This is a genomic window from Hydrogenophaga sp. PAMC20947 (assembly GCF_004795855.1).
In the GTDB taxonomy this organism is placed as follows: domain Bacteria; phylum Pseudomonadota; class Gammaproteobacteria; order Burkholderiales; family Burkholderiaceae_C; genus Hydrogenophaga.
Genome location: NZ_CP039252.1, coordinates 1,411,368 through 1,424,493, shown reverse-complemented (window position 1 = coordinate 1,424,493; position 13,126 = coordinate 1,411,368). Strand labels below are relative to the sequence as shown.

Genomic DNA, 13,126 nt, shown 5'->3' with positions numbered 1-13,126 from the left:
GAATCGGTATCCTCGAAAAAAATGAAACCAAAAGCAGCCACGGCGAAAGCTCAGGCCATGCCCTGGTGGCGCAGCAGGGCCTCTACCTCGGGTTCGCGCCCACGAAACGCCTTGAAGGACGCCATGGCCGGGCGGCTTCCGCCCGCCTCCAGAATTGCTTCGCGGTAGCGGCGGCCAGTGGCCACGTCCACCGTGCTGGTGCCATTTTTCTGCGCCGCTTCCTCAAAAGCGGCGTAGGCATCGGCAGACAGCACTTCGGCCCACTTGTAGCTGTAGTAACCCGCCGAGTAGCCGCCTGCAAAAATGTGGCTGAAGGTCTGGACTGTGCGACTGTACACAGGCGCTTTCAACACCGCAACTTCGTCCCGCACTGCGTTGAGCAAACCCAGGATCGCGTCACCATCCTGGACCGCTTCAGGCTGGCCGTGCAATTGCATGTCGAACAAAGAAAACTCCACCTGCCGCAACGTCTGCATGCCGCTCTGGAAGTTCTTGGCCGCCAGCATTTTGTCAAAGAGCGCGCGGGGCAGGCTCTCGCCGGTATCGACGTGGGATGTCATGTGTTTGATCACATCCCACTCCCAGCAGAAGTTTTCCATGAATTGGCTGGGCAGCTCTACCGCGTCCCACTCCACGCCGCTGATGCCCGAGACATCCCGCTCATTGACTTGGGTGAGCATGTGGTGCAGTCCATGTCCAAACTCGTGGAAGAGGGTGATCACATCGTCGTGGGTCAGGAGGGCTGGCTTGCCTTGTACACCCTCGGCAAAGTTGCACACGAGATGAGCGACCGGCGTCTGCAGCACGCCCGTATCAGGGCGTAACCAGCGTGCGCGAACATCGTCCATCCAGGCCCCACCGCGTTTGCCGTTTCGGGCAGACGGGTCCAGGTAAAACTGCCCGACCAGCTGGGGCCCGTTTGCGGTGGCACGCTCGATGCGGTACAGCTTGACCTGCGGGTGCCAGACAGGGCCTTGGTCTGGCCGGATGGCCACTTCGAACAACGTCTCGACGATCTGAAACAAGCCGGCAAGGACCTTGTCCAGAGGAAAGTAGCGCTTGACCTCTTGCTCACTGAAGGCGTAGCGCGCTTCCTTGAGTTTTTCACCCACGTAGGCCCAGTCCCAGGGCTGCGGGTCCTTCAGGCCGAGATCAGTGGCCGCGAAGGCGCGCAGGTCGGCGAGGTCTTGTTCTGCAAACGGCCGGGCTTTGTGGGCCAGGTCGCGAAGGAACGAAATCACCTGCTCGGGCGACTCCGCCATTTTCAGCACCACCGAAACGTCTGCGTAATGGCGGTAGCCCAGCAGCTTGGCCTCCTCATGGCGCAGCGCCAGCAGTTCGGTCATGATGGCCGTGTTGTCAAATTTTTGAAACTCTTCTGGCGCCTGATCGCTGGCTCGCGTCACATAGGCCTTGTAGAGCTTCTCGCGAACCCCGGCGTCATCGGCAAATTGCATCACAGGGAAGTAGCAGGGCAGCTTCAGGGTCAGCTTGTGGCCTTCCAGCCCATCGGCTTTTGCCGCCTCGGCCGTGGCCTGCAGGACATCAGATGGAACGCCTTTGAGCGTCTCTGACGGTACAACCAATGAGAACCCATCGGTGGCGTCGAGGGCATTTTCACTGAACTTCTGGCCGAGTTCGGCCTGGCGCTCCTGAAGCCACGCGAAGCGCGTCTTGGCCTCACCCTGCAGATCCGCGCCACCCAGCACAAAGCCACGCATGGAATTGAAATGGGCCTGCGTCTGCTCTGCATTCAGCTGGGTGGGATCCATGGCCTTGTACTTGGCGTACAGCCGTTCGTCCGAGCCCAGGCGGGTCCAGAAATCGGTGACAGCAGGCAAGGCCTTGTTGTAGGCAGCCCGAAGCGCTGGTGTATCGGCCACGCTGTTGAGGTGGCTGACAGCGCCCCATGCACGTCCCAGCCGTTCTGTGGCCACATCGAGCGTGGCCGACATGGTGCTCCACTCGGCAGGAAAGGCTTCTTGTGTCACCGTTTCCAGCGCCGTGTTGGCATCTTTCAGCAATTGGCCGATGGCGGGCTCAACGTGTTCGGGAACGATGGCATCGAACAAGGGCAGGTCGGACAGGTCCAGCAACGGATTGGAGGTGATTTCAGAGTTCATGCAGGCTCAGATGGTGGGCAGGGCGCAAAGTTCAAGCGCCCAAGGCGCCTGCGGGATTCAGGGAGCGGTTTTTTTGATGCTCTTTTTCAGCACTTTGGCTCGCTTGATCTGGCCGCCCGATGTGAGGCGCTGGTTGCCCAGCACGCGCACCATCTTGACTTCAGGGCGTTGACCCCCCGCTTACTGAATTTCAGGACTTTCACATCGCGAGGCCCTGGCATGCGGTCTTCATCGATCGCCTTGATTTTCTCGGGCAAAGGCCGCCACAGCACCAGCAATTTGCCGATGTGTTGAATCGGAGCCGCATCGAGCTCGGTGGCCAAGGTTTGCAGCATGGCTTCGCGCGCAGCCCGGTCGTCGCTGAAAACACGGACCTTGATCAAGCCGTGCGACTTGAGCGCGGCCTCGATCTCTTTTTTGACAGAGGGGCTCAGTCCGTCACCCCCTACGAGGACGACTGGGTCGAGATGATGGGCATCAGCGCGATGGACTTTACGCTGGGCGGGAGTGAGTGTGATCTGGGGCATGGGACAATTATCGTTTACACGGAACCAGAAAGTCCCACATGGGCATGAAAGTCAAGACGCAAAGCAAGAAGGTCAACAAGGCGTGGTTGAATCAACACGTCAACGATCCTTACGTGATTCTCGCAAAAAGGGATGGCTTTCGGGCCCGCGCGGCATACAAACTCAAGGAAATCGATGAAACCTTGGGTTTGATCCACCCGGGGGACTGCGTGGTGGACCTGGGTTCGACCCCCGGAGCGTGGAGCCAGTACGTGCGCCGCCGGCTCAGCCCCAGCGGGGCCGCTGTAGGGGCCCTGAATGGTCAGATTGTCGCACTGGACATGTTGCCGATGGATCCTGTCGAAGGGGTGCATTTCATCCCGGGTGATTTTCGGGAAGAGGCGGTCCTGCTGGAACTCGAGGCGGCCTTGAAGGCCCGCGGCGTTGAAGCGGTGGACGTGGTGTTGTCTGATATGGCCCCCAATTTGTCCGGTATCGGGTCTGCCGACGCGGCCCGGATCACCGATCTTGTCGAGCTGGCGGTGGACTTCAGCGTCAAGAATCTCAAACCAGACGGTTCACTGGTGGTCAAACTGTTTCATGGGGGGGCTTACGATCCCATGGTCGCGCTGTTCCGCTCGACGTTCAAGGTGGTAAAAGCCATCAAGCCCAAGGCGTCACGAGACAAATCATCTGAAACCTTTCTCGTGGGGATGGGTCTGAAAACCTGAAACGAAGCCGGCACCGGCGCTGAAATGACATGCCTATGTCATTCATCAAGTCCGGTGTATCTTGAAAGTCCTAAAATGATCCCGATATGTTGAATTCCGACAATGTTCTAGCCAGGAGCCGCACTTGAACAATCAGTGGTTCTCGAAAATCGCCGTGTGGATGGTCATCGCCATGGTGCTTTTCACAGTTTTTAAACAATTTGACGGCCGAGCTGCGGCTGGAGCCGGTTACGTCGGCTATTCCGAATTCCTTGATCAGGTGAAATCGAATCAGATCAAGAGCGCAACGATCCAGGAAGGTCAGGGCGGTACAGAAATTGTTGCCGTGACCCAGGATGACCGACGCATTCGCACCACGGCCACTTACCTGGATCGTGGTCTGGTTGGTGACCTGATCAACAACAACGTCAAATTTGATGTGCGTCCGCGTGAGGAAAGCTCCTTGCTCATGACATTGCTCGTGAGCTGGGGCCCCATGCTGTTGCTCATTGGGGTGTGGATCTACTTCATGCGCCAGATGCAGGGCGGCGGCAAAGGCGGCGCTTTCAGTTTTGGCAAGAGCAAGGCCCGCTTGCTCGACGAAAACAGCAACACCGTCACGTTTGCGGACGTGGCTGGCTGCGACGAGGCCAAGGAAGAAGTCAAAGAGGTGGTGGATTTCCTCAAGGACCCGGCGAAATTTCAGAAGCTGGGGGGGCGCATTCCACGCGGGCTGCTGCTGGTCGGGCCTCCGGGAACCGGCAAGACCTTGCTGGCCAAAGGCATTGCGGGCGAAGCCAAGGTGCCGTTTTTCAGCATCTCGGGTTCGGATTTCGTGGAAATGTTTGTGGGCGTGGGTGCATCCCGCGTGCGCGACATGTTCGACAACGCCAAGAAGAACGCCCCCTGCATCATCTTCATTGATGAAATCGACGCGGTGGGTCGCCAGCGTGGCGCTGGCCTGGGCGGCGGCAACGACGAGCGCGAACAAACCCTGAACCAGATGCTGGTTGAGATGGACGGCTTCGACACCAATGCCGGCGTGATTGTGGTGGCCGCAACCAACCGGCCCGACATTCTCGATGCGGCCTTGCTGCGCCCCGGCCGTTTCGACCGCCAGGTGTATGTGACGCTCCCCGACATCCGTGGCCGTGAGCAGATTCTTAACGTGCACATGCGCAAGATTCCTGTCGGCGCCGACGTGAATCCCTCCATCATTGCCCGTGGCACGCCCGGCATGAGTGGAGCCGATTTGGCCAACCTGTGCAACGAGGCTGCATTGATGGCCGCGCGCCGCAATGCACGCGTGGTTGAGATGCAGGATTTCGAGAAGGCCAAAGACAAGATCTTCATGGGCCCCGAGCGCAAGAGCATGGTGATGCCCGAAGAGGAGCGCCGCAACACGGCCTACCACGAGTCGGGCCACGCACTGATCGGCAAACTGCTGCCCAAGTGCGATCCTGTGCACAAGGTCACCATCATTCCCCGGGGCCGTGCCTTGGGCGTGACGATGAGCCTGCCAGCACAAGACCGCTACAGCTACGACAAAGACTACATGCTGAGCCAGATCAGCATGTTGTTTGGCGGTCGTATCGCCGAAGAAGTCTTCATGCACCAGATGACCACCGGGGCATCGAACGATTTCGAACGTGCGACCAGCATTGCCCGCGACATGGTGACGCGCTATGGCATGACCGATGCGCTGGGCCCGATGGTTTATGCGGAAAACGAGGGCGAAGTGTTCCTCGGACGCTCGGTAACCAAGACCACGACCATGAGTGAGCAGACCATGCAGAAGGTCGACTCTGAAGTGCGTCGGATCATCGACGTGCAATACAAGCAGGCCCGGGAACTGATCGAAGGGAACAGCGACAAGATGCATGCCATGGCCAAGGCGCTGCTCGAATGGGAAACCATTGACTCTGACCAGCTCGACGACATCATGGACGGCAAGCCACCGCGCCCACCCAAAGACTGGACGCCTCGCAACCCTTCGGTGGGTGGCGGTGATGGCGGCAGTGGTGGTGCGCCTGAAGTGGCGGCGGATCCTGCTCCCACAGTGGCTTGAGCCTGTTATCAGAACATCCAGAGCGGGGCGAAAGCCCCGCTTTTTTTATGGGCAGAACTCCAATGGAATGGCAAACCTCGCGTTTTCGCATGGACCTGGCGCAGCCCCACATCATGGCCATCGTGAACGTCACACCCGATTCGTTCTCGGATGGCGGGCGTCACGACACAACTGCTGCTGCCCTGGCTCACTGTGAACAGCTGTTGAATGAGGGTGCAGATATTCTGGATATCGGTGGAGAGTCCACCCGCCCTGGCTCGCCGGCTGTCGGCCTTGAAGACGAGCTGGCCCGGGTGCTGCCCGTGGTTCGCGAAGCTGTGAAGCTCGGCGTTCCAATTTCGGTGGATACCTACAAGCCCAGGGTGATGCAGGCGGTATTGGACGCTGGGGCAGACATCGTCAACGATGTCTGGGCACTCCGCATGCCCGGCGCTCTGGACGCGCTGGCGGTTCATCCAAAGTGCGGCGTCTGCCTCATGCACATGCACAGGGATCCCCAGTCCATGCAGGTGCAGCCCATGGATGGCGATGTGGTGCCTGCCGTACTCGCATTTTTGAAGCAGCGGGTCCAAGTGCTTCAGCAGAGAGGGGTTGCCCGCGAGCGGATCACCGTGGATCCAGGAATCGGGTTCGGGAAAACCCCGCAACAGAATTTCAGCTTGCTGGCCAGGCAGGCTGAGCTGCTGGTGTTGGGGGTTCCCGTGCTGGCGGGCTGGTCTCGCAAGTCGTCGTTGGGGTGGGCCACGGGCAGCGAGTTACCCAGCGAGCGTTTGTTCGCCAGCTTGGCCGCTGCGCTGATTGCCGTTGAACGAGGCGCGCGCATTGTGCGGGTGCACGACGTCAAGGAAACCCGACAGGCATTGCAGGTTTGGGAGGCTCAGAACCAATGAGCTGCGCTGGGGGGAATGGGTTCAAATTTATTACTTTTCGTTTCCTTGTTGCGAAAATGAGTAGGTATTCGCTAGAAATACGTCAAAAAATCTAGTACCTAAGTTAAAATTCTGAATAGAAAAGTATCCATTCAGGAGGAAAGGCGGAGCATCGTTGATGAGATCGTATCGAGGCGTGCCACGTGCGCCCAGCTGACGATCTCGTATGGCGTTTGAGCACCCCGCTTGATGTTCGATGTTGGACTGCCCCGATCTTGCTGTTCCCCCCGAGGTGATGCAACACGTTGTGAACGTGGAGTCGGCTCGCAACCCTTTCGCCATTGGCGTGGTGGGGGGCTATCTTGCGAAACAACCCTCCAGCATCGACGAAGCGCTGGCTGCGGTGCGTCAGCTCAAGGAAGAGGGTTACAACTTCTCCGTGGGCATTGCCCAGGTGAACCGCTACAACCTGGCGAAATACGGTTTGCCCGATTACGCATCGGCTTTTCAGGCATGCCCCAATTTGCGGGCCGGCTCGCGGATCCTGCGCGAATGTTACGACCGAGCTCAAGACTGGGGCAAAGCTTTCAGCTGCTACTACTCGGGCAACTTCGTCACCGGCTTTGATCATGGCTACGTGCAAAAGATTTTTGCATCCATTCGCAAGGCGAAATACGCCGCACAGGACGGGCCCAAGTGGGTGCGGATCATTCCTTCCAACCGCAAAATGGAACACCGGCCCGCGCGTGATGACGACTTGCCGCTCGGTGAGGCTGCCAAGCACACTTCAAATCAGGGACACCAGGCAGTCGGAGGTCTGGAGAGGCCGTATCCGGAGCCTTTTGCCATTCGGCGCTACTTGCCCAGCACACCGATGTCCGCCACGGCGACGGCTTTGGCCAACGCATCTGAGCCGATTGGTGTATCGCCAATGTCCACAGCGGAGCGTCGGCCAGCGATTCCAGTGCCCGGTCCGGGCGCGATGAAGCACAACGAGGGTTCCGTTCACGCTTCGGGTGTCGCTGGCATGCCTGTGCAGGTTGTGGGGGTGGGAGGGGATCCCTACAAAACAGCCATGGTGCTTTCGACTGCTGGTTCCCCTTCGGCGAGCAGCCTGCCGTTGCCGGACCCTGACACTGTGCCACCCGGAGGGGTTTCCAAGCCAGGCGGTGCGCAAAAAACCGCTGCGCCGGATGTGGTCGCAGCTCGCAAGGGTGGGGCGTTGCTGGAGTCCCCCGTGGCAACGCAAATCCTGCAAACAGCCAAACCCCAAGTCATGGAGGCGAGCTCCAAGGGTTCGGGTGTGGGTTCACCCGAAGACAAATCGTTTGTTTTTTAGTTTTCGTTTTTACTATTTGAGAGGTGAATATGAATAGCGCGTGGAGTTTGACTGCTAGGCAAGAGCTCAAAATATTGACGATTTTGTCGGTTTGTGTTTTTTTGACGATGGCTTCGCCTGAAGCTTGGGCGGTTGCCGCTGGATTTGAGAAGGCATGCGCCAATGTGTCAGATTTTTTTACAAATTTTGAGACCATACTTCGAGTCGCATCGGTTTCAATCGTGACCATTGCGGTTGTTTTCGCCGGCTATCAGATCGCCTTTGCTCACAAAAGGCTTTCGGATGTGGCTCCAATTCTAATTGGAGGATTATTGATCGGAGGGGCTGCCACAGTCGCAGGATGGTTTGTCTCGGGCTGGAGTACGGAGAATGGTTCGGGCGCGCAGACGACCTGCGCTGTAACGAATACCGGCGGATAGTTTGACGGCCAAGGATTGGGTGGTGTTTTGAAAAAAGACGTGCTGTTTCGGGGGTGTACCAGACCTCCCATGATCTTGGGCGTACCATATGTTCCATTTTTGATTGGTGCCGGCGCCCCATTGTTGTTGGCAATGTATGTATCGTTGTACATACTTTTAACCATTCCGTTGATGATTGGTTTGATGCGATTTCTGACCAAAAAAGACGAAATGATTTTTAGATTGATTGGTCTAAATCTGGTTTTTCGATTTTTACCCAGAAATGTTGCTGAATACAACGGTTCGTGGGTATTTTCATCCAATCGGGATGCAGTCAGGCGTCGATCAAAGAATGGCTATGTTGATTGATGTATTTGTATTTATTTAGTTGATTTCAATGAAATTACGGCCCCTTACTTTTTGATAAATCAGGTGCTTCAATTGTCTCCAGACGCGTCCTTTAGCAACTTTATTCCCTTCAGCACCCACGTCGACACGCATGTGGTCAAAACCCGCGAGGGTGACTACATCATCACGTGGCTGTTGAGCGGATTTCCTTTCGTGGGGCGCGAAGACTGGGAACTGGAACATCGACACAAGACATTCAACAATCTGTTGCAGAGTTTGCGCGCGCCCGATTTCGAAAACGTGGCGTTTTGGGCGCATGACATTCGGCGGCGGAGGCCAATACGGGTGGAAGCGCAATACCCGCACCGATTCAGCCAGGCGTTGCATGACAAATACATTGAGCGGTTGTCGTCCAAGCAGCTCATGCAAAACGAGCTCTACCTGAGCATGATTTATCGCCCGGTGGTGAGTGGAAGGAAGTTTGCGGCGATTTCGAGGGACATCGAAATATTGCGCCGAGAAGAAAAATCGTATCTCGAAAAAATCTACGAATTGGTCGGCAACGTTGAGGCTTTGCTGCAGGACTATTCACCATACAAGCTGGGTTTGTACGAAAGTGTGCACCAGCAGGTATTTTCGGAAAACCTGGAATTTTTCGGTTACCTTGTGAACCATCTTGATGAGCCGGTTCCTGTGTTGAAGGCGCCTATTTACAACTATTTGCCAACCAGTCGGCACATGTTTTCTCCCGGGAGTGGCGATTTCGCGATTCAGACCAGCAACGGTGACAACCACTACGGCGCGATTCTGAATATCAAGGAATATGCCGACAGCAGCTGGCCGGGCATCCTCAATGGGCTCAAGTACCTTGAGTTTGAGTACATCGTCACGCATTCTTTTACGCCCATGAGCCGCTACGACTCGATGAAGGCCTTGGAGCGCACCAAGGGTGCCATGTTGTCTTCCGAGGACAAGGCTGTAAGCCAGATTGTGGAGCTCGATTTCGCGATGGACCAGCTGGCTTCGGGCAATTTTGTGCTTGGTCAGTATCACTTCAACATGGCGGTATTTGCCTCCGACCAAGAGCAACTGTATGCGAACGTCGCACAGGCCCGGGCCCAGTTGTCGGGCGCGAGTTTTGTGACGGTCAAAGAGGATGTGGCGATTGCTGCGGCTTTTTACGCGCAGCTGCCTTGTAACTGGCGCTTTCGCCCACGCATTGCCAATCTCAGCTCACTCAATTTCCTGGGTCTTTGCCCTCTGCACAACTTTGCCACTGGGAAACCCAATTTCAACCCCTGGGGCCCGTCGGTCAGCATCCTGCAAACGCTCAACAATCAGGCTTACCACTTCAATTTCCACGCGACCAAGCCCCACGAGTATTCATTGGGTGAAAAGGCGATCGCGAACACGATGGTGATCGGTAAATCGGGTACGGGTAAAACGGCACTCATCAATTTCCTGCTGGCACAGGTGCAGAAGCTGAACCCTGAGCCCACCATCTTTTTTTTCGATAAGGACCGGGGCGCTGAGATCTTCATTCGGGCTTGTGGCGGTCACTACTTCACTCTGGAAAAGGGCCAACCCACGGGTTTCAACCCTTTGCAGTGTGAGAACACGCCTGACAACGAGCAATTCCTGGTCGAACTGCTGCAGACTTTGTGCGGCAAGGAGAAGTACAGCGCGCCCGAAATGGACGACCTGATCCGTGCCGTGCGGGCCATACTGGACACTCCGGTGCATCTGCGCACCATGACCAACTTGCGCAAAAGCTTGCCCAACATGGGCGACAACAGCCTGTACGAGTGCTTGTCGGTGTGGTGCCAGGGCGGGCCCTCGGCCTGGGTTTTTGACAACCCCAAGGACAACATCGATTTCGGTGGATCCAACATCATCGGGTTTGACTACACCGAGGTGATTGAAGACAGCAAGACGCGAGAGCCCATCATTCAGTACCTGCTCCACCGCATGGAGGACCTCATCGATGGCCGGCCGTTCATTTACGTGATGGATGAGTTCTGGAAAGTACTCGAAGGCAAGGGGGGCCTGAAAGACTTTGCCAAGAACAAACAGAAAACCATCCGGAAACAAAACGGTCTGGGTATTTTTGCGACGCAAAGCCCGCAAGATGCGCTCAACAGTGATATTTCCGCAGCCTTGATCGAGCAGACCGCCACGCTGATTCTGCTGCCCAACCCCAATGCGGATCCCAAGGATTACCTGGAGGGCCTGAAGCTCACCCGCGCCGAGTTTGAGCTCGTGGTTGGCCTGGACGAGCGCAGCCGGTGCTTCCTGGTGAAGCAGGGCCACAACGCCGTGTTGTGCCAGCTCAACCTCAATGGCATGGACGACGAGCTGGCGGTGTTGTCGGGTTCGAGTGACAACGTCGAGATACTGACCGATTTGCTGGCCGGGCATCCGACGCCCCATCTGCCCGATACCTGGTTGCCCGAATTCCATGCGCGCCGCAAAGGTCTGCGTGGTCAACGCAATTTCAGTGTGGCCAACAGCCATGAGTACCTGCGACACGCGGAAACGGCGAACGACGGTGATTGACGACGGGTAGGCACGGGGCTTGCCAGCAGTACACGCAGAACTTTGACCTTGAGCCGATCGGCAGGCACCGCTGTTGACGGACGGCCACCGGGCGTCACCTGTGCGACCACAGTGAGCGATCTACCTTTGTCCAGTTTGTTCGACATCAGCATCCAATTGAACGGATTCTGGATGCCGATTCGGCCGCAAGTCCCTTGGCTTGCCTCGATGTTCGGGGTATTCGGCCTGGGCTGGCTCAGGGGGTCTCACGCGCCACTTAAAATGTGCTTTTCGGACGCAACACCCTGCGGCGGCGGCTGCTTCCCTTTTCCCTGGATTGCAATGACAAGACAATATTTTGGTACCGATGGCATCCGCGGCACGGTGGGACAAGCGCCCATCACGCCTGACTTCGTCTTGAAGCTGGCGCATGCGGTTGGCCGGGTACTGAAGCAAAAGGAATCCCGCCCGACTGTGCTGATCGGCAAAGACACACGCATTTCGGGTTACATGCTGGAGAGTGCGCTGGAGAGCGGCTTCAACTCGGCGGGCGTGGACGTGGTTTTGCTCGGGCCAATCCCGACACCGGCAGTGGCCTACCTGACCCGCGCTCAGCGGGCCAGTCTTGGCGTGGTGATTTCTGCAAGCCACAACCCGTTTGCCGACAACGGCATCAAGTTTTTCAGCGCACAAGGCACCAAGTTGCCCGACGAGTGGGAACTGGCGGTTGAGGCCGCTTTGGAAGAGCCGCCGGTGTGGGCGGACTCGGCCAGCTTGGGCAAAGCCCGGCGCATGGACGATGCCCCTGGTCGATACATCGAGTTTTGCAAGAGTACCTGCCCACACGCCTTCACCCTGAAAGGGCTGAAGATCGTGGTCGATGGAGCTCACGGCGCGGCGTACCACATCGCACCCGATGTGTTCCATGAGCTGGGTGCCGAGGTGGTGCGCATTGGCTGTGCGCCTGATGGCCTGAACATCAACGAAAAGGTGGGCGCCACGCATCCGCAAGCCCTCCTTGCAGCTGTGCAGGAGCACCAGGCGGACTATGGTGTGGCACTGGATGGCGATGCCGACCGCCTGCAAATGGTGGATGCGCATGGGCGTTTGTTCAACGGCGATGAGCTGCTGTATTTGATTGCCTCTGATCGAATGGCGCGCGACATCGACGTACCCGGCGTTGTGGGGACCTTGATGACCAACATGGCGGTGGAGGTGGCGTTCAAGCGCCGCGGTGTGAAGTTTGTGCGCGCCAAGGTCGGCGACCGGTATGTGCTGGAAGAGCTCGACCGGCAGGGCTGGGTGCTGGGGGGCGAAGGTTCGGGCCACCTGTTGGTGCTGGACCGGCACACCACGGGCGACGGCCTTGTCTCGGCTTTGCAGGTGCTGCACGCTTGTGTGGACAGCGGGAAAACCATGGCCGAGCTGCTCGATGGTGTTTCCTTGTTTCCTCAAACCCTGATCAACGTGCGTCTCAAACCGGGGCAAGTCTGGCGTGAAAACGCCCGGTTGGCGGAAGAAACCGCTGCAGTGGAGGCCGAGTTGGGTGATCGGGGGCGGGTATTGATCCGCGCCAGTGGCACAGAGCCTCTGCTGCGCGTGATGGTGGAGGCCGAGCAGGCCGATCTGGCGCAGGCTTGTGCCCAGCGGCTGGTGGACGCAGTAACGCAGCAGGAAGTGGCATGAGCCCGAACATTGCCGTTGTTCGTGCCGACTATGGCAATCCACTGCATGCCGCAGCATTGATGCAGGTGTTGAACGCCTATGCCAGTGAGCCTGCCGGCGGTTCACACCCGTTGTCGGTTTTTGTCCGGGAAAACCTGATATCTGCGCTGGCGGCCAGGCCTCAGGCCTACTCCGTATTGGCCTTTGATGGTGATGAGCCCGTGGGTTTAGTCAATTGCATTGAGGGCTTTTCGACCTTTGCGTGTCGGCCGCTGGTGAATGTGCACGATGTGGCTGTGGTGGTCAGCCACCGTGGGCAGCGGATAGGTGCACAGATGCTGGCGTTGGCCGAGCGCCTCGCGATTGAGCGAGGCGCGGTCAAGATGACCATGGAAGTGTTGTCAGGGAACGGTCCCGCGATGGCGTTGTACACGCGCCTGGGCTACCAGGGGTACCAGCTCGAACCGAGCATGGGCACAGCGCAATTCATGCAAAAGCTGCTGGCAACGCCTCCCGACTCGAACTAGAAAATGGCAAGCGTCCGCAGGTGAGCCGAGGTCGTTCC

9 protein-coding genes and 1 pseudogene are annotated in these 13,126 nt (G+C 57.7%); 8 read left to right on the top strand and 2 right to left on the bottom strand.

The genetic code is table 11. The features are described from left to right. Window positions 1-50: 50 nt before the first annotated feature. A complete protein-coding gene (locus E5678_RS06340) occupies window positions 51-2,123 on the bottom strand; it encodes a M3 family metallopeptidase (RefSeq protein ID WP_136177736.1) in 2,073 nt (690 codons plus the stop codon). 57 nt (window positions 2,124-2,180) lie between these two features. Next, window positions 2,181-2,650, bottom strand: a pseudogene (locus tag E5678_RS06335) (YhbY family RNA-binding protein). A gap of 44 nt (window positions 2,651-2,694) precedes the next feature. On the opposite strand from E5678_RS06335, the gene E5678_RS06330 reads away from it, so the two are divergent. The 8 genes from E5678_RS06330 (at window position 2,695) to E5678_RS06290 (ending at window position 13,088) form a co-directional block, all read left to right on the top strand. Next, window positions 2,695-3,360 (top strand): RlmE family RNA methyltransferase, encoded by a 666-nt coding sequence (locus E5678_RS06330; protein ID WP_136180657.1) that lies wholly within the window; start codon window positions 2,695-2,697, stop codon window positions 3,358-3,360. A gap of 124 nt (window positions 3,361-3,484) precedes the next feature. Beyond that, on the top strand, window positions 3,485-5,407 hold the full coding sequence (gene ftsH, locus E5678_RS06325; RefSeq protein WP_136177735.1) for an ATP-dependent zinc metalloprotease FtsH: 1,923 nt from the start codon (window positions 3,485-3,487) through the stop codon (window positions 5,405-5,407). Window positions 5,408-5,469: 62 nt separating this feature from the next. Further along, complete coding sequence (gene folP, locus E5678_RS06320) at window positions 5,470-6,297, top strand: dihydropteroate synthase (protein WP_136177734.1); 828 nt, start codon at window positions 5,470-5,472, stop codon at window positions 6,295-6,297. Between the two features lie 274 nt (window positions 6,298-6,571). Continuing rightward, the gene (locus tag E5678_RS06315; protein ID WP_210731998.1) at window positions 6,572-7,615 is read left to right on the top strand and encodes a lytic transglycosylase domain-containing protein; all 1,044 of its coding nucleotides are present in this window, start codon (window positions 6,572-6,574) and stop codon (window positions 7,613-7,615) included. 29 nt (window positions 7,616-7,644) lie between these two features. After that, window positions 7,645-8,034: a TrbC/VirB2 family protein gene (locus E5678_RS06310; RefSeq protein ID WP_136177732.1), complete on the top strand. Its 390-nt coding sequence runs from the start codon at window positions 7,645-7,647 to the stop codon at window positions 8,032-8,034. Window positions 8,035-8,445: 411 nt separating this feature from the next. Continuing rightward, the gene (locus E5678_RS06300) at window positions 8,446-10,917 is read left to right on the top strand and encodes a VirB4 family type IV secretion/conjugal transfer ATPase (RefSeq protein ID WP_247596930.1); all 2,472 of its coding nucleotides are present in this window, start codon (window positions 8,446-8,448) and stop codon (window positions 10,915-10,917) included. 321 nt (window positions 10,918-11,238) lie between these two features. Continuing rightward, window positions 11,239-12,582, top strand: a complete 1,344-nt coding sequence (glmM, locus tag E5678_RS06295; protein ID WP_136177730.1) for a phosphoglucosamine mutase — start codon at window positions 11,239-11,241, stop codon at window positions 12,580-12,582. Continuing rightward, entirely contained in the window at window positions 12,579-13,088 is a 510-nt protein-coding gene (locus E5678_RS06290) for a GNAT family N-acetyltransferase (RefSeq protein WP_136177729.1), read from the top strand. The genes glmM and E5678_RS06290 overlap by 4 nt, the downstream gene beginning before the upstream one ends. Window positions 13,089-13,126: the final 38 nt, after the last annotated feature.

What these genes read in the sequence shown, in the direction of transcription:
- folP (WP_136177734.1), top strand. Translation starts at nt 5,470, where the DNA reads ATGGAATGGCAAACCTCGCGTTTTCGCATGGACCTGGCGCAGCCCCAC.
- glmM (WP_136177730.1), top strand. Translation starts at nt 11,239, where the DNA reads ATGACAAGACAATATTTTGGTACCGATGGCATCCGCGGCACGGTGGGA.
- E5678_RS06310 (WP_136177732.1), top strand. Translation starts at nt 7,645, where the DNA reads ATGAATAGCGCGTGGAGTTTGACTGCTAGGCAAGAGCTCAAAATATTG.
- E5678_RS06330 (WP_136180657.1), top strand. Translation starts at nt 2,695, where the DNA reads ATGAAAGTCAAGACGCAAAGCAAGAAGGTCAACAAGGCGTGGTTGAAT.
- E5678_RS06290 (WP_136177729.1), top strand. Translation starts at nt 12,579, where the DNA reads ATGAGCCCGAACATTGCCGTTGTTCGTGCCGACTATGGCAATCCACTG.
- E5678_RS06315 (WP_210731998.1), top strand. Translation starts at nt 6,572, where the DNA reads ATGCAACACGTTGTGAACGTGGAGTCGGCTCGCAACCCTTTCGCCATT.
- E5678_RS06340 (WP_136177736.1), bottom strand. Translation starts at nt 2,123, where the DNA reads ATGAACTCTGAAATCACCTCCAATCCGTTGCTGGACCTGTCCGACCTG.